Source organism: Micromonospora trifolii (assembly GCF_022229005.1).
Classification (GTDB): Bacteria; Actinomycetota; Actinomycetes; order Mycobacteriales; family Micromonosporaceae; genus Micromonospora; species Micromonospora trifolii.
Genome location: NZ_JAKKFD010000077.1, coordinates 53,370 through 74,856, shown reverse-complemented (window position 1 = coordinate 74,856; position 21,487 = coordinate 53,370). Strand labels below are relative to the sequence as shown.

The following is a 21,487-nucleotide window of genomic DNA, read 5'->3' as shown; positions in this document are numbered from 1 at the left end:
GGGTGCATCGCGACGGCGGTGCACCCACGACCATGCCCGGTCGGCACGATTGACGTACCGACCGTCGAGACGGAGGAACGATGAAGGCAGTCGTCTACCGGGGAGCGCGACACCTCGGAATCGAGAACCGCGACCCGGAGCCACCGGGCCCCGGCCAGGTACGGATCGAGGTGGCGTACACCGGGATCTGCGGTACGGATCTGCACATCTACCACGGGGACATGGATGCCCGGGTCGGTGACTCCGCCATCATCGGGCACGAGATGTCCGGGCGGATCGCGGCCGTCGGCGAGGGCGTGACCGGTTGGAACATCGGTCAGCCCGTGACCGTGATGCCGACCCGACCCTGTGGGCGCTGCGCCGCCTGCCAGCGGGGCAACTCCCACGTCTGTCACGCGATGAACTTCCTGGGCATCGACTCACCGGGTGCCATGCAGTCCTCCTGGACCGTGCCGGTGGAGTTGGTCCTGCCGCTTCCGGAGGAGTTGCCCCTCGACCACGCGGCGCTCGTCGAGCCGGTGGCGGTCGCTGTGCACGACGTACGCCGGGGGAACGTGACCGCCGACGACCAGGTGGTAGTGGTCGGTGGTGGGCCGGTCGGCGTCCTCATCGCCACCGTCGCGCGGAGCCGCGGCGCGCGGGTGCTCCTCGTCGAGCCGGACCCGTTCCGGCGCGAGGTGGCCGAGGGGATCGGGATCGAGGCGGTCGACCCGCGGGCGACCGATGTCGTGGCGCTTGTCAACGACCGTACCGATGGCGCGGGCGCCGACATCGCCTTCGAGGTGTCCGGCGCGCCGGCCGGCGTCACCACGGCGGTCGACGTCCTCACCACTCGCGGGCGGCTGGTCATGGTGGCGATCCATCCCCAGCCCCGCGAGGTCAACCTGCACCGGTTCTTCTGGCGTGAGCTGGAACTCCTCGGTGCCCGGCTGTATCAGCGCGACGACATGGTGGAGGCGATCCGGTTGGTCGCCTCGGGCGCGATCCCGGCACGGCAACTGATCTCCCGGGTCGAGCCGGTCGAGGCGGCCAGCGCGGCCTTCGAGGCGCTGGAGGGTGGCGGCGTCATGAAGGTGCTGCTCGATGTGCGGGAGGGTAACCAGTGATGGCGCTGTTCGACCTGTCCGGCCAGACCGCCGTCGTCACCGGGGCGCGGCGCGGTATCGGCCTCGCCATGGCCGAGGCCCTGGCCCTGGCCGGTGCCGACATCGTGGGCGTCTCCGCCCAGCTCGAAGCGGAGGGCAGCGAGGTCGAACGCCGGGTACGCGCCACCGGTCGCCGCTTCACGGCGCTGCGGGCGGACCTCGGCGACCGGGCGGCAGTGCACCGGTTGGCCCGGGACATCGTTGCTCTCGGGCCGGTCGACATCCTGGTGAACAACGGCGGCACCATCGCCCGGACCCCGGCCGCGGAGCACCCGGACGAGATGTGGGACCACGTCATCGAGGTGAACCTCAGCAGCCAGTTCATCCTCAGCCGGGAGATCGGCCGGACGATGGTCGAGCGCGGTCGGGGGAAGATCATTTTCACAGCGTCGCTGCTGAGTTTCCAGGGCGGTATCACCGTCCCCGGTTACGCCGCGTCGAAGTCGGGCGTTGCCGGCCTCACCAAGGCGCTGGCGAACGAGTGGGCGGCCCACGGAGTGAACGTCAACGCCATCGCGCCCGGCTACATCGCCACCGACAACACCCAGGCGCTGCGCGACGACCCCGACCGCAACCAGGCGATCCTCGGCCGGATCCCGGCCGGGCGGTGGGGCCGGGCCGACGACCTCGGCGGCGCCACGGTGTTTTTGGCGTCGACCGCGTCGGACTACGTCAACGGCGTCGTGTTGCCCGTCGACGGCGGCTGGCTGGGCCGATGACTGGCGCACAGGAGCCCGGGCACGCCGGGATCGTCGACGCGCACCACCACCTCTGGGTCCGCGCCCGGCACCCGCAGCCGTGGATCGACCCGGTGACCATGGCGGCCATCGACGCCGACTTCGAACCCGCCGATCTCGCGCCGCTGGCCCGGGCGGCCGGGGTCACCGCGACAGTGGTGGTGCAGTCCGTCGCCTCCGACACGGAGACTGTCGACCTGCTGGAAGTTGCGGCCGACGACACACTCGTCCGTGGTGTCGTCGGCTGGGTGGACCTGACCGCCGCCGACGTTGCGGAGCGCCTCGACGGTCTGCGGGCAGCCCGAGGTGGGGAACGCCTCGTCGGCATCCGCCACCTCGTGCAGTCCGAGAGCGATCCGGCGTACCTGGACCGTCCCGACGTGCGTCGGGGGATCGCGGCGGTGGGCGCCGCCGGCCTCGTCTTCGACCTGCTGGTACGCCAACACCAGCTCCCCATGGCCGCGCGTCTCACGCGCGACCTGCCCGAGGTGAACTTCGTCCTCGACCACCTGGGCAAGCCCGCGCTGGGCAGTCCGGAGATGGCCGAGTGGAGCCGGGATCTGCGGTCGTTGGCGGCCTCGCCCAACACCACGGCGAAGCTCTCCGGGCTGGTGACGGAGGTGCCGCTCCCGCACTGGACGGCGGCTGACCTTCGACCCGCCGTCGAGGACGCTCTCGACGCGTTCGGGCCGGACCGACTGATGTTCGGCTCGGACTGGCCGGTCTGTCTTCTCGCCAGTTCGTACCAGCTGTGGGTCGACACCCTGGCGGAGCTGCTGGAGGGCCAGGACGGGACCGGCCGGGCGTCGGTCTGGGGCGGGACGGCACGCCGCGTCTACGGGCTGGAGCCGTCATGATGGCGCGCGCACTGCCGCGCCGCCCGCAGCTACGGCTCACCGAGCTGGGCTTCGGCGCGGCGCAGGGGGGCAACCTGTACCGGACGACGACGGACGAGGAGTTCCCCTCGGCGGTCGACGCCGCGTGGGAGGCGGGCGTCCGGTACTTCGACACCGCGCCGCACTACGGTCTCGGGCTGTCCGAGCGCCGCCTCGGCGCCGCGCTGCGCCAACGGCCGCGCGACGAGTACGTGGTGTCGACGAAGGTCGGTCGACTCCTGGTGCCGTCGCCCCAGGACGCGCACCTGCGGGACTCCGACGGGTTCGATGTGCCCGCCACCCACCGGCGGGTGTGGGACTTCAGCCGCGACGGCGTGCTCCGCTCCATCGAGGCCAGCCTGGAGCGGACCGGGCTGGACCGGATCGACGTCGTCTACCTGCACGACCCGGACGACCACTGGGAGCAGGCCGCCCACGAGGCCGTGCCCGCCCTGATCGACCTGCGGGACCAGGGCGTCGTGGGCGCCATCGGTGCTGGCATGAACCAGTCGGCGATGCTGGCGCGGTTCGTCCGGGAAACCGACGTGGACGTGATGATGTGCGCCGGGCGGTACACGCTGCTCGAACAGGGCGCGGCCGCCGACCTGCTGCCGGCCGCCGAGAACCGAGGGGTGGGAGTTGTCATCGCGGGCGTCTACAACTCGGGGTTGCTCTCGCGGGACCGCCCGCCGGCCGACGCCGTCTACAACTACCAGCAGGCCCCGGCGGCGCTGATCGAGCGGGCGCGGCGGATCGCCACTGTCTGCGAAACGTACGGGGTGACACTGCCGCAGGCCGCCCTCGCCTTCGTCCGCCGGCACCCGGCAGTGGTGTCGACGGTGGTCGGCGTGCGCAACGAGGCGCAGGCGGTCGAGACGGTGCGACGGTCCGGGATCGTCGTGCCGGAGGAGTTGTGGGACGACCTGGCGGCGGCCGGGCTGCTCGCCGTGCCGCCCGGTCGGCCTGCCTGATCGACGACGACGTCCCGGTCGGGACCGGCTCCGTTTGCTCGGATACCGGTCCCGACCGGGACGTCAGTTGTTTACCGCTACAGCCGCCGGGTCACACTGCGGTGAACCGCCACTGCTGGTTGGCGGCGCTGTGGCAGGTCCACTGCAACAGTCGGGCGCCGTCGGTGGTGGCGGCACCGTTGACGTCCACGCAGAGCCCGCTCAGCACGTTGCGCACCGTGTACACGCCGGAGGTTCCCGTCGCGGTGGCGGTGAACTTCTGCTGGTTGCCGTTGTTGCAGGTGGCCTGCTGGAGGAAGGCACCCGCAGCCGTGGAACTGCCGACCACCTCGACGCACTTGCCGCTGTGCACCGCCTTCAGGTAGACCGCGCCGCTGCCGGCGTCGACCGCCTGCCACCTCTGGTTGTTGGCACCGGTGTTCGCCCACTGGGTGATCTGGGCGCCGTCGGCGGTGGAGACACCGCTGACGTCCATCAGCTTGTTGCTGTGCTGCGCCGTGACGGTGTAGGTCTTGCCCGCCAGGCCACCGCCGGTGCCGGTGCCGGGTGTTCCGACGCCGTTGCCGCCGAAGGTGTGCGAGTCCAGATCGAACGAGTTGCTGCTGTTCTTGAACACCATGTAGAGCGTCTGTGTCCCGCTGAGCGCGGCGACGCTCACCGGAGTCGTGGACTGGTAGTTGTCCCAGCCGCCCGTACTGGGCACCGTGGTGGTGGCCAGCAGGGTGCCGGTCGGCGAGCCGGCGCGCAGCTCGATCGAACCGCCACCGGAAGGCGACGACACCCGGTAGCTGACTGTCGAAATGCCCGACAGGTTCATCGGGCTGAACGCGATCCAGTCGTTGGTGGAGATGTCACCGATGCGCTTGGTGCTCTCCGCGGCGGCCTGGTCGACGACCCGGATGCCGGACTGGCTGCTGAAGTACTCGGACTGCTTGTGCTTCGGTTGCAGGATCGCCTGCGCGGTGCCGGTGAGCGGGGACCCGCCTCCCGAGCCGCCGTTGTCGGTGTACCGCGCGTTCAGCACGTAGAACAGGTTGGCGCCATCCGGGTGCCCACCGAGCAGGTCGGTGGAGATGGTGCCCGAGCAGCCCGGGTACTCAGTGGTCTCGTGAGCGTGGTCGTCGTGACCCAGTGCCGGGTTGAGGATGACCTTCGAACAGTCGACAGTGCCGCCGTCCGGATCGGTCACGGTGATCTGGTACGACACCTTGTCGCCGAAGGTCAGCATGCCTCCGTTGCCCGGTGTGGTGATGGTGACCACCGGGGCGCTGTTGCCGACGGTGATCGGGACGTTGGCGAAGCCGGTCTTACCGGTGCTGTCGGTGACCTTCAACTGGGCCGTGTAGTTGCCGTTGGAGGTGTACGTCTTCGACGGGTTGGCCGCCGTCGAGGTGGTGCCGTCGCCGAACGTCCACAGGTAGCTCAGCGTGTTGCCGTCCGGGTCGGACGTGCCCGCGCTGCTGAACTGGACGGTGAGCGGCGAGGTGCCGCTGGTGGGTGTGCCGGTGGCCTTGACGATCGGGGACCGGCCGCCCTGGATGTAGTCGATCCGGTAGAGCCCGGAGTCGCTGTTGCCGCCACCGAAGTTGGTGCCCCACTCCAGCAGGTAGAGCGAGCCGTCCTTGCCGAACTCCATGTCCATCGGCTTGTTGAACCCGCCACCGGGCAGGAACGGGTTGGTGCGGGTCACCGCGGTGGAGGAGTCGAAGTGCACCTCCTTGATGTAGCTGCGCGACCACTCGTAGAAGAAGTGCACCCCGTCGTAGTACGGCGGGAACTTCGTGGCGGACGGGTTCGATGCGTCGTACCGGTAGACCGGGCCGCCCATCGGCGCGGAGCCGCCGGAGCCCAGCTCCGGGAAGGTCGTCGAGGCGGGGTAGCCATACCAGATGTTCGGCATGACGACCGGCTTCAGGCTGGTCAACCCGGTGTTGTTGGGCGAGTTGTTGACCGGCGCGGAGCAGTTGAACTTCGAGCCGACGACGCCGGTGTCGGGGTTGAACGGCGCGTAGGGCTGGTTGTTGCCGTGGCAGAACGGCCAGCCGTAGTTGCCGGGCGTCTTGATCACGTTCAGCTCGACCAGGCCCTCCGGGCCACGGTTGGTGGTGGGCGGGTTGCGGTCCGGGCCGTAGTCGGCCAGGTAGACCCAGCCGGTGGCCGCGTCGATCGAGAAGCGGAACGGGTTGCGGAAGCCCATCGCGTAGATTTCCGGCTTGGTCTGCGCCGTGCCCTGGGGGTAGAGGTTGCCGGACGGGATGGTGTAGCTGCCGCTGGCTCCGGGGCGGATACGCAGCAGCTTGCCGCGCAGGTCGTTCGTGTTGCCCGCGGTCCGGGCGGCGTCCAGGTTGGACTTGCCCGAGCGCCAGTCCAGCGGGGCGTAGCCCTGCCAGTTGGGGTCGAGGTTCGGGGGCGTGTCGTCGCCGGTGCCGATGTAGAGGTTGCCGTCCGGACCGAACTCGATGTAGCCGCCGGTGTGGCCGGGCTCCGGGAAGGTCCGGTCCCGGTACGCCGGGATGTCGATGATCGTCACGCCGCTGGACGTGTTCAGCGTGTCGCCGCTCATTGTGAAGCGGGAGACCCGGTTGACGTCGGTCGAGCTGCTCGCCGGCGAGTGGTACAGGTACACGTACCCGTTGGTGGCGAAGTTGGGGTCCAACGCCATGCCGGTGAGGCCGTCCTCACCGCCGGTGTAGACGCTCAGCGTGCCGGCGGTCACAGTGCTGTTCGTGGAGGGCTTGAAGACCTTCAGCTGCCCGCCGCGCTGGGCGTAGAACACGCGCCCGTCCGGGGCCACGGCCATCGCCATCGGGTCGACGGTGTTGTCGTCCAGGGTGCGCTTCTCGAAGTTGCCCCAGACGGTGCCGCCGCAGTCGCCGGCAGCGTTTCCGGCGGCCCACTTGATGCCGCCGAGGACGTGGTTCTGGAAGTTCGTCTCGCTGTAGGAGGCGATCGCGTGGCCCATCGCGGTGGCCCACACCCGCCCGCCGCTGGTGTCGCGACACCAGGAGATCGGGTGGTCCGGGCCCATCGCCCGGGAGCCCGGGTTGTAGGTGCGCTCGTCGGCGGTCACCAGGACGTGCACCTTGCCGCGCGGGTTGGTGTCGAAGTTGTACCACTCCTCGCTGCGGTTCCACCGATCCGGCAGAGAGACCGTCGACGGGTGTTTCTTGTCGGCGACGATCGCGGTGCCGGGCAGCACGCCGGGGGAGTGCTCGGGCATGTGGGCGCCGCCGTTGATGGTCTGGTCCCACCACGGGTACTCGGACTCGATGCCCATGTCGGTGGCGTTGTGGATGGCGACGATGCCCTTGCCGCTGGCGAGGTAGCCCTCCACCGCTTGGCGCTGCGCCGCCGAGGTCCAGACCATGCCGGAGGTCTGGAGCATGACGATCACGTCGAAGGTCGCCAGGTTGGCGGCGGTGAAGACGCTCGAGTCCTCGGTCGCCACCATCTCGAAGTTGTTCGCCGCGGCCTGCTGCTGGAGCATGGAGATCCCGGCGGGGATCGAGTCGTGCCGGTAGCCGGTGGTCTTGCTGAACACCAGGGCGCGGAAGGCCGGGGCGGCCGACGCGGGTGGAGCGAGTCCGAGCGCCAGCAACAGGCCGGCGATCACTGAGATGAGCAATGTGTTACGACGCATGCCGTCTCCTAGTTGGGCGGGCGTAGGGATTGCGACCATGGGTCCCACGACGCGTCAGGTTGACCTGGACACGCGAGGGACACGGGCGCGCTGGTCTGTCCTCATGCCGTTCGCCGCAACGGCAGTCAGACCTGCGGAACGTCACACAGCGTGATGGTGGCTGTGGTTCTCGTCCCGTGGTCCACGAGGTCAGGATGAGCTAGAGATCGAAGACTGTCAATGCACGAAGTAACGTCCGACGTCCTGCCCGGTGGACGGCGGTCGCGCTCGGCCCCCTTGATGCGGCACCGCCTGCCGATCGCCGCCCAGCCTGGCAGTCGGGCTTGATCGAGGATTGCGGACCCGCATCCAAACATCTATCTTCATACGTGTGATGTTTCGTCGGTGTCAAGGAAATGTTTGCGCCGCAAGAACGTAAGTCCACGTTGTTGGCACGAAAGCTTGTTGTTCGGCGCCTCGAAGCCGCCGTAGTGTGGCATTTAATCATGTCGATGACTACTGTCTGTGAGGGCTTTCGGGATGTCAGATCCGCCGCCGACGCCGCTTCTCACCCTTCGGGGCATCGGCAAGTCGTTCCTTGGAGTCCGCGTCCTCGACGACGTCGACCTCGATGTCGCACCGGGCGAGGTGCACGCCGTGGTCGGTGAGAACGGCGCCGGGAAGTCGACCCTCATGAAGATCGTCTCGGGCGGGTACGCCCCGGACGGGGGCACTGTCGAGTTCGCCGGTGCGACGCGTACGTTCCGTGGCCCGCGCGACGCGCAGCGGGCCGGCATCGGCATCATCCACCAGGAGTTCAACCTCCTCCCGGAGCGCACCGTCGCCGAGAACGTCTACCTGGGGCACGAGCCGGTCCGGCGCGGGCTCGTCGATCGTCGGGGGATGGTCGAGCGCACCACGCGGCTGCTCGCCTCGATCGGTGAGACGACGTTGCCGGCCGACGCCCGGGTGGGGCAGTTGGGCGTCGCGCAGCAGCAGGTCGTCGAGATCGCCAAGGCGCTCGCCCTGGACGCGCGGCTGCTCATCATGGACGAGCCGACCGCTGCCCTGGCCGACCACGAGGTCGAGTTGCTCTACGGGCTGGTGCGCCGGCTCCAGGAGCGGGGCATCGGGCTGCTGTACGTCTCACACCGGCTCGCCGAGGTCTTCGACCTGTCGAGTCGGATCACAGTGCTCAAGGACGGCCGGCGGGTCACCACAGTGGACACCGAGAGCACGACCGCCGACGAGTTGGTGCGCCACATGGTCGGCCGGGAGCTGTCCAGCTACTACCCCGATCGGGCCGCCCCCGAGGACCGGGGCCCGGTGCGGCTCAACCTTCGCGACGCCGGAAACCGGAAGCTGCGGGACGTCAACCTCCAGTTGCGCGCCGGCGAGGTGCTCGGCATCGGCGGCCTCCAGGGCTCCGGGCGCTCGGCGCTGGCCCGTGCGATCTTCGGGGTGTCGCCGTTCACGACCGGCGACGTCACGCTCGACGACCGGCCGGTCCGACTGCGCTCGCCCCGCACCGCGATGCGCGCCGGCATCGCCTACGTCACCGAGGACCGTAAGGGCGAGGGGATCGTCCCCCGGCAGTCGGTGCTGGACAACGCGCTGCTCGCCAGCCGGGCCGTCTTCGCCGCCCGGTCCGGCCGCCCGGCGAGAACCGCCCGGGTGCGCGAGTTGCTGGCCGCCGTGGAGATCCGCGGCGCCGGCGACGACCAGGAGATCCGCTTTCTGTCCGGGGGCAACCAGCAGAAGGTCGTGCTGGCCCGATGGCTTGCGCTCAACCCGCGGATCCTGCTCTTCGACGAGCCGACCCGGGGCATCGACGTGGGCGCGAAGTCAGCCATCCACGACCTTGTCCGCCGCCTCGCCCGTGATGGCGCGGCCGTGCTGATGATCTCGTCCGACCTACCGGAGCTGCTGGGGATGAGTGACCGGATCGTCGTCATGCGGGACGGCCACGTCGCGGGCGAACTGCCCGCCGGGGCGACCGAGGAGGAGGTCGTCGCGCTGGCGGTCGGCACCGCACTGGAGACCACCGCATGAGCGCTCTGTCGCTGTTGCCGGCCCGGCGTTCCGTACCGGGCGTCTTCGTGGCCCTGACCCTGACCCTGACGATCGGCTGGCTGGTCGTCCTGCTCGACGGCGGTCAGCTCTTCAACCAGTCCACGACAGTGAGTCTGCTGCATGTCGCCGCTGGCCTCGGCCTGGTCGCTGTGGGCCAGACCCTTGTCATCCTGGGGGGCTCGCTCGACCTCTCGGTGGCGTACGTGATCAGCCTCAGCACCCTCGTCGCGGCCGAGACGATGAACGGCAGCGACGGCGCGGTGCTGCCGGCGATCGGCCTGGTGCTGGTCGTCAGCGCCGGCGTCGGGTTGCTCAACGGGCTCCTCGTCACCAGGTTCCGGGTCAACGCGTTCATCGCGACCCTCGGCGTCGGGCTGCTGCTCAAGGGTTACCTCGACAACGGGTACGACGGCCCGGCCGGCACCACAGCACCCTCGCTGGTGCAGGCGCTCGGCTACCAGCGCATCGGTCCGGTGCCGGTGTCGTTCCTGCTGCTGATAGCGGTCACCGCGGCGGCCTGGTTCGCGCTCTCGCGGACCCGCTTCGGCCACCATCTGGTCGCCGTCGGCGGGGATCCGGAGGTGGCCCGGCTCTCCGGCGTCCGCAACGACCGGGTCCTCGTCACCGCCCACGTCCTGTGTTCGATGTGCGCGGGGCTCGCCGGCATCTACCTCGCCAGTCGGCTCGGCTCGGGCGCCCCGCGCGTCGGCACCGAGGGCCTCTACGACCTGGAGTCGATCGCCGCGGTGGTGATCGGGGGTACCGCCCTCGCCGGTGGGCGCGGCGGCGTCATCGGCACTGTCGGCGGGGTGCTGCTGCTGGCCAGCATCGACGCCATCTTCAACCAGCTCGAGGTCGACGCCTTCTTCAAGCAGGTGATCCGGGGCGTCATCATCATCGCCGCGGTCGCCGTCTACGCCCGCCGGGCCATGCGAAAGGCGGCCTAGCCATGCAGACCGTCCAGCCCCGTTCCCTGCCGCTGCGTCTGCCGCGGGTGCGTCCCGGTGGCGTCCTGCCGATCCTCGCGATCCTCGCGGTGCTGTTGGTGCTCGTCGGCATTCGGCAGCCCGACTTCCTGGCCCCGCAGTCGCTGATGTCCTTCCTCGGTCGTTCGGCGCCGATCATCCTGCTCGCCGCCGGCCAGTACTTCGTGATCGTGTCCGGTGAGTTCGACCTCTCGGTCGGTTCCCTGGTCACCGCCCAGGTGGTGGTCGCCGCCCGGCTGATCGACAGCGACCCGGCGCGTACCTGGCCGGTGGTGCTGCTCCTGCTCGCCTTCGGCGCGCTGGTCGGGCTGGTCAACGGCCTGATCACGACACGGCTGCGGGTGCCGTCGTTCATCACCACCCTCGGCATGTTCCTGATCCTCGTCGGCGCGGTCTACCTGTGGTCCGACGGTGCCCCGAAGGGTGGGCTCTCCGAGGAGTTCCGGCGGTTCGGCCGGCGGGCCTTCGAGGACGTGCCGCTGCTGGGCCGCGTGCCGTACGCGCTGCTGGTCCTTGTGGTCCTGGCGGTCGCGGCCGTGCTGCTGATGCGCTCCGACTTCGGCCGGACGCTGGTCGCCGTCGGCGACAACCCACGCACCGCGGAGCTGAGCGGCGTCCGCGTCTGGCGTACCCGGACCTTCGCCTTCATCCTCAGCGGGCTCGCGGCGGCGGTGGCGGCGATCCTCCTGGGCGGCTACAGCGGCGTGTCGTTCCAGGCCGGTGCCGGCCTGGAGTTCGGCGCGATCACCGCTGTCGTCCTCGGTGGGGTGGCGCTCGGCGGGGGTCGCGGCGCGGTCGTCGGGGCGATGCTCGGCGCGCTGACCCTCGAACTGCTGTTCGCCCTCATGAATTTCTACGGCGTCTCCGGCGCCCTCAGGTCGACCGTCCAGGGCGGCATCATCCTGCTCGCCGTGGCGGTCTCGGCAACGCGTTCTTCGTCGAGATAAAGGGGAAACCATAGTGCGACGTTCCATGGCGGCCATTGCCGCCGTCACCCTGCTGTCCCTCGCCGCCTGTGCCACCGACGAGCCGGCCGCGAGCCCGTCGGGAAGTGCCTCCGCCGCCACTGGGTCCGGCACCGGGGACCAGTCGAAGTTCTTCGTGCAGGCCGACTACGACGCCGAGTTGGCGCTGCTCGACGCGGCACCGACAGGCCCGGCCGACAAGCCGTGGGAGCAGGTGCTCAACCCGACGATGGTTGACACCGCCAAGTTCAAGAAGAACGGCCCCCACAAGATCTGCTTCTCGAACGCGGCCCTGAACAACCCCTGGCGGCAGGTCGGGTTCAAGACCATGCAGGCCGAGGTCGAGGCGCAGAAGAGCCGCATCAAGGAGTTCGTGCACGTCGACGCCGAGGGCAAGGACCAGAAGCAGATCGCGGACATCAACGATCTGCTCGGCAAGGGCTGCGACGCGCTCATCGTCTCGCCGAACACCACCGCCACGCTCACCCCGGCGGTCGAGGCGGCGTGCAAGGCCGGGCTGCCGGTCGTCGTCTTCGACCGTGGTGTCAACACGAAGTGCCCGGTGACGTTCATCAACCCCATCGGTGGTTACGGGTTCGGCCACGTCGGGGCCGAGTTCGTCAGCCAGAAGATGAAGCCCGGCGGCAAGGTCCTCGCTCTGCGGATCCTGCCCGGCGTCGACGTCCTGGAGACCCGCTGGTCGGCGGCGAAGGTGGCGTTCGACAAGGCGAAGGTCGACGTCGTCGGTGTCGAGTTCACCGATGGTGACCCGGCCAAGACCAAGAAGATCGTCGACGACTACATCCAGCGGTACGGCACCATCGACGGGGTCTGGATGGACGCCGGAGCGGTGGCCGTCGCGGCGGTCGAGGCGTTCCAGGACGCGGGCAAGCCCGTTCCGCCGATGAACGGTGAGGACCAACTCGACTTCCTGAAGATCTGGAAGGACAAGAAGCTCACCGCGATCGCGCCGACCTACCCCACCTACCAGTGGCGTACGCCGATCATCGCGGCGCTGCAGATCCTCGACGGCCAGCAGGTGTCCAGCCCGTGGAAGCTGCCGCAGCCGACCGTCACCCAGGACAACCTGGACCAGTACCTCGACGCGGGTATGCCGCCGCTGCACTACGCGATGTGCGGCTGCACCGACCTGCCCGGTTACCCGCAGCGCTGGAAGTAGGGTCCGATGTACGCCATCGGCGTCAACCCCTGGGTCTGGGCCTCGCCGGTCGACGACAAGGCCCTGGCCGAGCTGATCCCGCGGATCGCCGCGTTCGGCTTCGACGCTGTCGAGTTGCCGATCGAGCAGCCCGGCGACTGGGACCCGATCCGGACCCGGGACCTGTTGGCGGCGCACGGCCTCGTCGCCGCCGGAGTCTGCGCGGTCACCCCGCCGGGGCGGGAACTGGTCGACGCACCACCAGCGGTCGTCGAGTCGACGGTGGCGTACCTCATGGGCTGCGTGGCGAGCGCGGCGGCCGTCGGCGCTGGATGCGTCGGCGGTCCCGCGTACGCCTCGGTCGGCCGTACCTGGCGGATGTCGCCGGCGGCTCGCGCGGCCTGCTACGCGGATTTCCGGCGGGCCCTGGCGCCGGTCGCCGAGCAGGCCGGCGAGGTGGGCGTGAGCATCGGTGTCGAGGCGTTGAACCGCTACGAGACGAGCGTCGTCAACACGATCGAGCAGACGGTCGAGTTGATCGACGGGCTCCCGCCGAACGTCGGCATCATGATCGATACCTACCACATGAACATCGAGGAGGCCGACCCCTACGCGGCTCTCGCCGTCGCGGGCCGGCACATCAAGCACGTGCAGGTCAGCGGCACCAACCGGGGCGCTCCCGGTGCTGACCACTTCGACTGGCCCCGCTTCTTCGCCGTCCTGCGGGACACCGGCTACCAGGGCGCGATCTGCATCGAGTCGTTCACGGCGGAGAACGACGCCATCGCCACCGCCGCGGCGATCTGGCGTCCATTGGCCCCCTCGCAGGACCGTCTCGCCACGGACGGCCTGCGCTATCTCCGGGAGATCCTCGGATGACCGCCCCGACCCGCCACCCCCGCGCTGGTCGAGGCCGTCCCACCACCCCCACCCCGAACTCACGTCAGGAGCACCGTCCCGTGTCCTCGTCCCTTTCGCCGCTGCGCCGACTGCTGGCCGGCGCCGCCGCGACAGCGGTGACCGCCCTGGTCGCGGTAACCGCCTCGGCGTCACCGGCCCTCGCGGCCACCACCACCCTCTACGCGTCGCCCTCCGGCACCGGTACCGCGTGTTCCGCCAGCCAACCGTGTTCGCTGACCGCCGCGCAGACCGCGGTGCGGGCGATCAACAGCGCGATGTCCGGTGACATCGTCGTCGAGTTGGCCAACGGCGCGTACCGTCTCTCGTCGCCGCTGCGGTTCACCGCGGCCGACTCGGGCAACAACGGCTATCAGGTGATCTGGCGGGCGGCCTCCGGCGCACGTCCGACGATCACCGGCGCCCGGGCGGTCACCGGTTGGTCGCTCGTCGACTCCGGCAAGAACATCTGGCGGGCCAACGTCGGCGCCGGGCTCGACTCCCGTCAGCTCTACGTCAACGGGGCCGTCGCCACCCGGGCACGCACCGCCGTGAACCGCTCCGACTTCACCTTCACCACGTCCGGCATGCGGTTCACCAACGGCGCGCTCAGCTACCTCAACAACCTCGGCAACCAGAACCGGGTCGAGGTGGAGAGCGTCGGCTCGTTCACCGACCGGTACTCGCCGGTGCAGAGCATCAGCGGAAACTTCCTGACGATGCAGCAGCCGGCGTGGAACAACAACACCTTCGGCTTCGACACGCTGTCCCGTCCGCACCGCGCGGGCCCGTTCTACCTGGCCAACGCGTACGAGTTCCTGGACTCGGCGGGGGAGTGGTATCTCAACCCGAGTAACGGCCAGCTCAACTACATTCCGCTCAGCGGACAGAACATGAGCTCGGTCAGCGTGGAGCTGCCGCAGATGCAGTCCCTGGTCAACGTCGGCGGCACCTACGACGCGCCCGCGCACCACATCTCGTTCAGCGGCATCACCTTCACCGGCACCAGCTGGCTCGGCCCGAGCAGCAGCAACGGCTTCGCCGACCAGCAGACCGGCGCGCACATCGTCGGTTCCTGGGCCCGCCCGTCGGACGCGCTGACCTCCTGCCAGGAGGGTTGCCAGCTGTTCGAGGCCACTCGCCCGAGCTGGGCCCAGATGCCGGCCGCGGTGCAGGTCTCCGCCGCCAACACCATCAGCTTCAGCGACTCCCAGTTCGTCAACCTCGGGCAGACGGCCATCGGCATCGGCAACGACGCCAACGCCCACGCCAGCGGCGTCGGCCTGGGGGCCAACAACATCACCGTCACCCGCTCCGAGATCGCCCGTAACTCCGCCGGTGGCATCGTGGTGGGCGGCGTGCGCGCCGACGCCCACCACCCCAGCGACCAGCGGATGGTCAACCGCAACGTCACCATCAGCAACAACAAGGTGCACGATCTCGGTCTGGAGTACCGGGGCGTCGTCTCGATCCTGACGACCTACGTGAACACGTCGCTGGTCTCGCACAACGAGGTCTACAACATGCCGTACACCGGCCTGTCGGTCGGCTACGGCTGGGGCGCCAACGACGCCGGCGGCAGCCAGCACTACGCCAACCGTGGCCTGTACAACTACCAGCCGCGGTATTCCACGGCGACCACCGCGGCCAACAACCAGGTCATCGGCAACTACGTGCACGACGTCATGCAGCAGATGACCGACGGCGGGTGCATCTACTCGTTGTCGGCGAACCCGGGCGGGTTGATCGCCGAGAACTACTGCCTGCGTACCAACGGCTGGTTCGGGCTGTACTTCGACGAGGGCTCGCGCTACTACACCGCCCGCAACAACGTGTTCTCCTCCACCGGCACCTGGGCCACCGCCAACTACTACTACGCCGAGAACATGGGCAACTTCACGGTCACCAACAACTGGTCGACCAGCAGCGGCACGAACGTGACGAACGGTGACCGCGGCAACGTCGTCAACGGCAACGTCACGGTCAGCAACGGCAACTGGCCGTCGGGTGCGCAAACGGTGATCAACACGGCCGGCGTGCAGAGCGGTGGCAGCACCAACCCGACGAACGTGCAGATCGTGGGTGTCCAGTCGGGCCGCTGTGCCGAGATCGGTAACTCCAGCACTACCAACGGCACGCAGGCCCAGATCTGGGACTGCATCAGTAACGTCGCCAACCAGCGGTGGACCCACACCGCCAGCCGGCAACTCATGGTCTACGGCACCAAGTGCCTGGACGCCTCCGGCCAGGGCACCGTCAACGGCACGAAGGTGGTGATCTGGGACTGCAACGGTGGTGTCAACCAGCAGTGGAACGTCAACTCCAACGGCACGATCACGGGCGTGCAGTCGGGTCTCTGCCTCGACGCCAACGGTGCCGCGACGGCGAACGGCACGAAGTTGATCCTCTGGTCCTGCAGCGGCGGCACCAACCAGCAGTGGCAGTTGCGCAGCTGAGCTAGCAGCCGGACACCGGCGGGTCCGGGTCGGGGCGAGACGCCTCGGCCCGGACCTGTCCGGTTACGGCCCTTCGACAGCTGTCAGCCCGGTCGAGGAGCAGTAGCGGACCGGGATGGGATCGGTGAGTTCCCCGACGAACGTCTCGTCGACGTGGTCGAGGAAGCCGATGAGGGACCAGTCGTCGGCGGGTCCGGGGACCAGCCGGGGCGCGTACAGGTGCGGGTGGGCGAATGGTTGGGCGGACGCGATGTCCCACGGCCCCACCGTGGTCTCGCCGGTCGCCACCCAGATCCGGTGGTCGTCGCGCCGAGCGCTGCCGGTGGCCTCGGTGGAGAAGAGCAGCAGCGGCTGCCCGTCGAGGACCGCGACCTGGGGCACCTCCAGGTGACCGAAGCCGGCCGGCGTCGACAGCGGCGGCGCGACGGTCCAGGTGACGAGGTCGGTGGAGGTGGCGTGCCCGACGACGCCACGGGTGTTCGCCGGACCGGTGTTGGCGCGGGCGGTGATGAGCATGTGCCAACCCTCGCCGTCGGGGTCGGGGAACACCCACGGGTCGCGCCATGCCTGCTCGTACCACAGATCCTTGTCCAGCAGCTCGTACCAGGTGGGGTCGGCCTGGACGATCGGTTCGGTGCCGTGCCGGTGCCAGGTCATGAGGTCGTCGGAGACAGCCAGCCCGATGCGCTGGACGAGACCGTCCTCCGCACGGCCGACCCCGGTGTAGAAGAGGTACCACCGTCCATCCGGCCCGTGGACTGTGCAGCCCGTCCAGGTCGCCAGGTCGTCCCAGCTCGGCGCGTCGGCGGGGACCACGGCGTCGGCGACCAGGCGCCACGAGCGCAGGTCCGTCGAGACGGCGTGGCCGATCGTGGCCCGGCGGTGGCGGCGGTGCGGGTCGTGCAGGGCGCGGGACGCGCGCAGGAAGAACACGTGCCAGAGGCCGTTGTCGTCCCGCGCGTACCAGCTGTCCCACACCCAGTGGTCGGGTAGACGAAGCATGGTCGGAAACCTAGCACTAAACCGTTTTAGCGTCGGTCGACACCAACCCGGCGACACGGGTCGAAGGGCCGGTGGTCAGCCGGCCGGAGGCGCGAGGGACCGGCGTCGGCGCAGGGGCATCGGAACGAGCGCGGGTTCGGCGGCGCCCCCGTCCAGGAGCAGCTCGACGGCTCGCCGCCCCATCTGCTCGTGCGGTAGCGCCGTGGTGGCCAGGCTCGGACGCAACCAGGCGGCGATCGGGTCGTCGTCGAACGAGATGACCGAGATGTCCTCCGGGACGGTCAGCCCCGCCTCGCCGAGCGCCTGGTAGGCGCCGAAGGCCAACCGGTCGTTCATGCAGATGATCGCGCTGGGTCGCTTCGGCTTGCCCAGCAGGCTGCGCATGGCGGCGTACCCGTGCTCGGGCAACCATTCGGTGCAGAAACACTCGGCCAGGAGGCCGACCTTCGCCTCGTCCAGCGTCTGCCGGATGCCGTGCAGGCGGGCGCTGGCGGCGAGCGAGACCTCCGGGTCGTCCTCCTTGAGTCGGTTGCGACCGATGAGCGCTATCGCGTCGCGGTGGCCAAGCTCCAGCAGGGCGGTGGCGACGGAGCGGCCGGCTCCCTCGTCGTCGGGGACCACGCTGGGCAGGCCGTCGGGGCTGGTGGCGTTGAGCAGCACCACCGGGCCGCCGAGGATGGCCGCGGGCACCGTCAGCCGTCGCGTCGCCATCGCCGCGTAGATCACTCCGTCGACCTGCCGGTCCAGGACGGCCTCGATGGCGTACTGCTCGAAGGTGGCGTCGCCCTGCGTCTCGGTGATGAGCAGGACGTGGTCCCGTTCGCGGGCCGCGTCGAGGGCGCCGCGGATGAGGTCGCCGGCGAACCGGGTGGTGGCCACGATGTCGGAGACGAACGCGATGGTGGCCGTCTTGCGGGTGCGCAGGCTGCGCGCGGCGAGGTTGGGCCGGTAGCCGAGTTCCTCGGCGGCGGCGAACACCCGCTGGTGCGCCTCGGCCGAGAGCCGGGTGCCCTCCCTGCCGTTGAGCACCATCGACGCGGCGGTCTTGGACAGCCCGGCTCTCTGCGCGACGTCGGCGAGTGTTGCTCTGTTGCGGCCCATCAGTCCTCCGAATCAGGCGCGGTGCCACAGGCGCCGCTCCCGCCCATCATGATGCGTCGCCGGCCGGGATCGAGCGCCGGTCACGTCGGCGTGGTGTGAACCCCGACGTTTCCGCACCGTTGCCAAGTTGTCCTTGACAGCTTCCCGTGCCGCGCGCATGCTCTGCTAAATCAGTTTAGCGACCACTTCTGGTGCATCCAGAGGCGCCTTCGGTGGCCGTGCCGGGTTCTTTTCTGCTGACGGTACGGGTGCTGCGCCCGGGGGACAGGTCACGGCGTACGTGTCGTGGCGGCCACCCGGTCGCGGTGGTCCCGGTGGAGCCGTCGCGCGGCCATGGGTCGCGGGACGCGTGGAGATGTCAAGGAGTCATGAAATGGCAGAATTGCTGACAAAGTTTCCGCGACGGAGAACTGTGCTCCTCGCGTCGCTGCTCGCGGTCGGGATGACCGCGACGGCCTGTAGCGCGCCGGGCGAGGACCGGTCGTCGACCCAGAAGTCCGATGCCGCCGTCAAGACGGAGTTGGGCACCGGCCCGGTCACACTGGAGATGTACGCGGAGACCGGCTTCCCGCTGGCCAAGGCGTTGGCCGACGAGTTCTCCAAGCAGCACTCGAACGTCACGTTCAACATCCGCGAGGACCAGTTCACGGTGATCGTGGAGAACGCGCCCCGGGTGATGGCCTCGGACAACTCGCCCGACATCATCCGGCTCCCGACCATGGTCGACCTGGTCAAGGACGACCTGCTCAAGAACCTCGACCCGTACTTCACCGCGTACGGCTGGGACAAGTTCCCCGCCTCGCAGCTCATGCAGCTGCGCGTCGGCGAGAACACCCGGGGCACCGGCTCGCTGTACGGGATGGGGCTCGGCTACAGCGTGACCGGCGTCTTCTACAACAAGAAGCTGGCCAGCCAGATCGGCATGACCCAGCCGCCGGCCACTGTCGCCGAGTTCGAGGAGCTGCTGGCCAAGGCGAAGACCGGCGGGGTCCAGCCGATCATGCAGTTCAACAAGAACACCGCGGGCATCAACTTCCCGCACCAGGCACTGCAGAACCAGTTCGGCGACCCGACCCAGGTCGCCGACTGGATCTTCCAGAAACCGGGGGCCACGTTCGACACCCCGGCCGCCCTGAAGGCCACCCAGACCATCCAGAAGTGGGCCCAGGCCGGCTACTTCACCAAGGACGCCAACGCCCTGGACTACGCGGGCATGGTGGGGGAGTTCCAGAAGGGCAACGGCCTGTTCATGTTCAACGGCGACTGGGAGTCGGCCAACCTCGACAAGTCGATGCCCGGCAACGTGGGCTTCTTCCTCTTCCCCACCGAGTCTCCCGGCGGGAAGCACGTGGCGATGTCCGCCCCCAACACCTTCGGCGTCTCCGCCAAGGCCAAGAACCCGGACGCCGCCGCGTACTTCCTGAACTGGGTCCACACCAACGCCAAGGCCCGCGAGATCTCGGTGACGGTCGGTGGCTCCAGCCCCGGCGGCCCGAGTGACCTGCCGGTGCCGAGCGCCGCCCCGAACACCGTGCTGGCCGAGACCCTGAAGGCGTCGCAGCAGCTCGGCGCGGAGAACGGCGCGGTGGACTTCACAGCGAACGCGACCGGCGGCATCTTCGCCGCCGCCATCACGCCGGAGATGCAGAAGCTGATCGCCGGCCAGCAGACGCCCGAGGGGTACGTGAAGGCGGTCCAGGCCGAGTACCAGAAGGAACTGTCCCGATGACGTCTGCCCTCGGCAGCGCACCAACCGGGCGCGACGACAGTCGCGCCCGTCCCACCCCCACGCGGGCCCACCGATTCCGGTGGGCCCGCGCGGCCGGGACCGGCTGGTTGTACGTCCTGCCCGCCCTGGTGATGTACGCGGTGTTCGTCCTGCGCCCGCTCGTCCTGACGCTCCAGTACTCGCTCTACGACTGGAACGGCATCGGGGTGGCCCGCTGGGTGGGACTGGACAACTACCTCACCGTCTTCACCGACAGCGACCTGCTGAAGATCATCGGCAATGCGATCGTTCTGATCGTCTTCTTCAGCTTCATCCCCGTCGCGCTCGGGCTGTTGGTGGCGAGCATGGTTCGCCGGATCACCACCGGCGCGTTCGGCACCGTCGTCCGGACCATCCTGTTCATGCCGCAGGTCATCCCCCTGGTGGCGGCGGGCATCGCGTGGAGCTGGCTGCTCTCGTCGAACGGTCTGGTCAACCAGGCACTGCGGGCGGTCGGGCTGGGTGGGGTCGCCCGTGCCTGGCTCGGTGACTTCGACACGGCGTTGCCTGCCGTCGGCGTCATCGGGGCCTGGGTCCTGCTCGGCCTCTGCACGATCCTGCTGGTCACCGGTATGAGCAAGATCGATCCGGCGCTGTACGAGGCCGCCCGCCTGGACGGTGCCGGTCCGGTCCGTGAGTTCCTCGCCGTGACCCTGCCCAGCCTGCGTCAGGAGATCGGCGTCTGCCTCACCGTGACGATCATCGCGGCTCTGGCGAGCTTCGACATCGTCTACATCTCCACCAGTGGCGGCCCCGGCCTCCAGACCACGGTGCCGGGCCTGGAGATCTACCGGCTGGCCTTCTCGCAGCGGCAGGTGGGGCTCGCCTCGGCGCTGGCTGTCGTACTGATGCTGCTCGTGCTGGCGTGTGTGCTGCCGATCCAGCGCCTGAGCCGAGGGGAGAAGCCGTGAACCTGAGCCGACGCGAACAGCTGACCGGCCGGGTCTTCCTGATCGCCCTGATCGTCGTCACACTGCTGCCGTTCGTGAGCATGCTCTCGGCGGCGTTGCAGCCCCGTGGCACAGTGCCCAGCGGGCTCGAGTGGCCGTCCGACCCGCAGTGGGGGAACTTCGCGGACGCCTTCACCGCCGCGAACATGGGCGCCCTGCTCCGTTCCAGCCTGCTCATCGTGGCCGGTGTCGTACCCGTGTCGGTGCTCATCGCGACAATGGCCGGCTTCGGGCTCGGTCAGCTGCGGGTGCCCGGTGGCCGGCTCGTCTTCGGTCTCTTCCTGCTGGGCCTGACCCTGCCGTTCGAGGCAGTGGTCACGCCGCTCTACTACCAGATGCAGGATCTCGGTCTGCTCAACACACGCTGGGCCATCATCCTGCCGCTGATCGGGCTGTACATGCCGTTCGCGGTGTTCTGGATGCGGGCGCACTTCACCAACGTGCCGGTCGAGTTGTCCGAGGCGGCCCGGGTGGACGGCAGCAGCACCTGGCAGTTGTTCTGGCGGGTCCAGGTGCCGCTCGCCCGGCCGGCGATCGCCTCGCTGACGATCCTGATGTTCCTCTGGACGTGGAACCAGTTCCTGCTCGCCATCGTCCTCGTGGACGACGCCACCAAACGCACGATGGCCGGGGCGCTCGGCGCGTTCCAGGGCCAGTGGGGCACCGACCTGGTGCTGCTGTGCGCCGGGTCGCTGCTGATCCTCACCCCCACCCTCATCGTGTTCCTGATCTTCCAGCGACAGTTCATCAAGGCCCTGATCCAAGGGTCAGTGAAGGGGTAGG

16 protein-coding genes are annotated in these 21,487 nt (G+C 69.2%); 13 read left to right on the top strand and 3 right to left on the bottom strand.

Translation table 11 applies throughout. From position 1 onward, the window contains the following. Nucleotides 1-80: 80 nt before the first annotated feature. Genes NIE79_RS32910 through NIE79_RS32895 form a run of 4 tightly spaced genes read left to right on the top strand, consistent with a single transcriptional unit; the run spans nucleotide 81 to nucleotide 3,728 of the window. Nucleotides 81-1,106, top strand: coding sequence for a zinc-dependent alcohol dehydrogenase (locus NIE79_RS32910; RefSeq protein ID WP_238682273.1), 1,026 nt, complete (start codon nucleotides 81-83; stop codon nucleotides 1,104-1,106). After that, nucleotides 1,106-1,864, top strand: a complete 759-nt coding sequence (gene kduD / locus NIE79_RS32905) for a 2-dehydro-3-deoxy-D-gluconate 5-dehydrogenase KduD (RefSeq protein WP_238682272.1) — start codon at nucleotides 1,106-1,108, stop codon at nucleotides 1,862-1,864. Before NIE79_RS32910 ends, kduD begins: the two co-directional genes overlap by 1 nt. Then, nucleotides 1,861-2,739 carry an amidohydrolase family protein gene (locus NIE79_RS32900; RefSeq protein WP_238682271.1) on the top strand — a complete coding sequence of 293 codons (879 nt, stop codon included), beginning with the start codon at nucleotides 1,861-1,863 and terminating at the stop codon, nucleotides 2,737-2,739. Before kduD ends, NIE79_RS32900 begins: the two co-directional genes overlap by 4 nt. Beyond that, on the top strand, nucleotides 2,736-3,728 hold the full coding sequence (locus NIE79_RS32895) for an aldo/keto reductase (RefSeq protein ID WP_238682270.1): 993 nt from the start codon (nucleotides 2,736-2,738) through the stop codon (nucleotides 3,726-3,728). The genes NIE79_RS32900 and NIE79_RS32895 overlap by 4 nt, the downstream gene beginning before the upstream one ends. Nucleotides 3,729-3,819: 91 nt before the next feature. Here the strand turns inward: NIE79_RS32895 and NIE79_RS32890 are convergent, their stop codons facing one another. Then, complete coding sequence (locus tag NIE79_RS32890; RefSeq protein ID WP_238682269.1) at nucleotides 3,820-7,368, bottom strand: ThuA domain-containing protein; 3,549 nt, start codon at nucleotides 7,366-7,368, stop codon at nucleotides 3,820-3,822. A 519-nt stretch (nucleotides 7,369-7,887) separates the two neighbouring features. Here NIE79_RS32890 and NIE79_RS32885 point away from each other — a divergent pair. The 6 genes from NIE79_RS32885 to NIE79_RS32860 all read left to right on the top strand — a co-directional run bounded on the left by NIE79_RS32885 (nucleotide 7,888) and on the right by NIE79_RS32860 (nucleotide 15,883). Beyond that, on the top strand, nucleotides 7,888-9,399 hold the full coding sequence (locus tag NIE79_RS32885; RefSeq protein ID WP_238682268.1) for a sugar ABC transporter ATP-binding protein: 1,512 nt from the start codon (nucleotides 7,888-7,890) through the stop codon (nucleotides 9,397-9,399). Beyond that, nucleotides 9,396-10,367 (top strand): ABC transporter permease, encoded by a 972-nt coding sequence (locus tag NIE79_RS32880; RefSeq protein ID WP_238682267.1) that lies wholly within the window; start codon nucleotides 9,396-9,398, stop codon nucleotides 10,365-10,367. Before NIE79_RS32885 ends, NIE79_RS32880 begins: the two co-directional genes overlap by 4 nt. Before the next feature lie 2 nt (nucleotides 10,368-10,369). After that, on the top strand, nucleotides 10,370-11,353 hold the full coding sequence (locus NIE79_RS32875) for an ABC transporter permease (RefSeq protein WP_238682266.1): 984 nt from the start codon (nucleotides 10,370-10,372) through the stop codon (nucleotides 11,351-11,353). A gap of 25 nt (nucleotides 11,354-11,378) precedes the next feature. After that, complete coding sequence (locus tag NIE79_RS32870) at nucleotides 11,379-12,551, top strand: substrate-binding domain-containing protein (RefSeq protein ID WP_112638289.1); 1,173 nt, start codon at nucleotides 11,379-11,381, stop codon at nucleotides 12,549-12,551. Between the two features lie 6 nt (nucleotides 12,552-12,557). Then, nucleotides 12,558-13,409, top strand: coding sequence for a sugar phosphate isomerase/epimerase family protein (locus NIE79_RS32865; protein ID WP_238682265.1), 852 nt, complete (start codon nucleotides 12,558-12,560; stop codon nucleotides 13,407-13,409). Nucleotides 13,410-13,489: 80 nt separating this feature from the next. After that, complete coding sequence (locus NIE79_RS32860; protein WP_238682264.1) at nucleotides 13,490-15,883, top strand: RICIN domain-containing protein; 2,394 nt, start codon at nucleotides 13,490-13,492, stop codon at nucleotides 15,881-15,883. Between the two features lie 63 nt (nucleotides 15,884-15,946). On the opposite strand, the gene NIE79_RS32855 is transcribed toward NIE79_RS32860, so the two are convergent. Together NIE79_RS32855 and NIE79_RS32850 are read right to left on the bottom strand one after the other, a co-directional pair. Next, complete coding sequence (locus tag NIE79_RS32855; protein WP_308193260.1) at nucleotides 15,947-16,942, bottom strand: family 43 glycosylhydrolase; 996 nt, start codon at nucleotides 16,940-16,942, stop codon at nucleotides 15,947-15,949. Between the two features lie 18 nt (nucleotides 16,943-16,960). Then, on the bottom strand, nucleotides 16,961-17,986 hold the full coding sequence (locus tag NIE79_RS32850; protein ID WP_238682262.1) for a LacI family DNA-binding transcriptional regulator: 1,026 nt from the start codon (nucleotides 17,984-17,986) through the stop codon (nucleotides 16,961-16,963). Between the two features lie 373 nt (nucleotides 17,987-18,359). On the opposite strand from NIE79_RS32850, the gene NIE79_RS32845 reads away from it, so the two are divergent. Genes NIE79_RS32845 through NIE79_RS32835 form a run of 3 tightly spaced genes read left to right on the top strand, consistent with a single transcriptional unit; the run spans nucleotide 18,360 to nucleotide 21,486 of the window. Beyond that, nucleotides 18,360-19,715, top strand: coding sequence for an ABC transporter substrate-binding protein (locus tag NIE79_RS32845; protein ID WP_238682261.1), 1,356 nt, complete (start codon nucleotides 18,360-18,362; stop codon nucleotides 19,713-19,715). Next, nucleotides 19,712-20,665: a carbohydrate ABC transporter permease gene (locus NIE79_RS32840; protein ID WP_238682260.1), complete on the top strand. Its 954-nt coding sequence runs from the start codon at nucleotides 19,712-19,714 to the stop codon at nucleotides 20,663-20,665. The genes NIE79_RS32845 and NIE79_RS32840 overlap by 4 nt, the downstream gene beginning before the upstream one ends. Continuing rightward, entirely contained in the window at nucleotides 20,662-21,486 is an 825-nt protein-coding gene (locus NIE79_RS32835; protein WP_124860646.1) for a carbohydrate ABC transporter permease, read from the top strand. The genes NIE79_RS32840 and NIE79_RS32835 overlap by 4 nt, the downstream gene beginning before the upstream one ends. Nucleotide 21,487 lies beyond the last annotated feature (1 nt).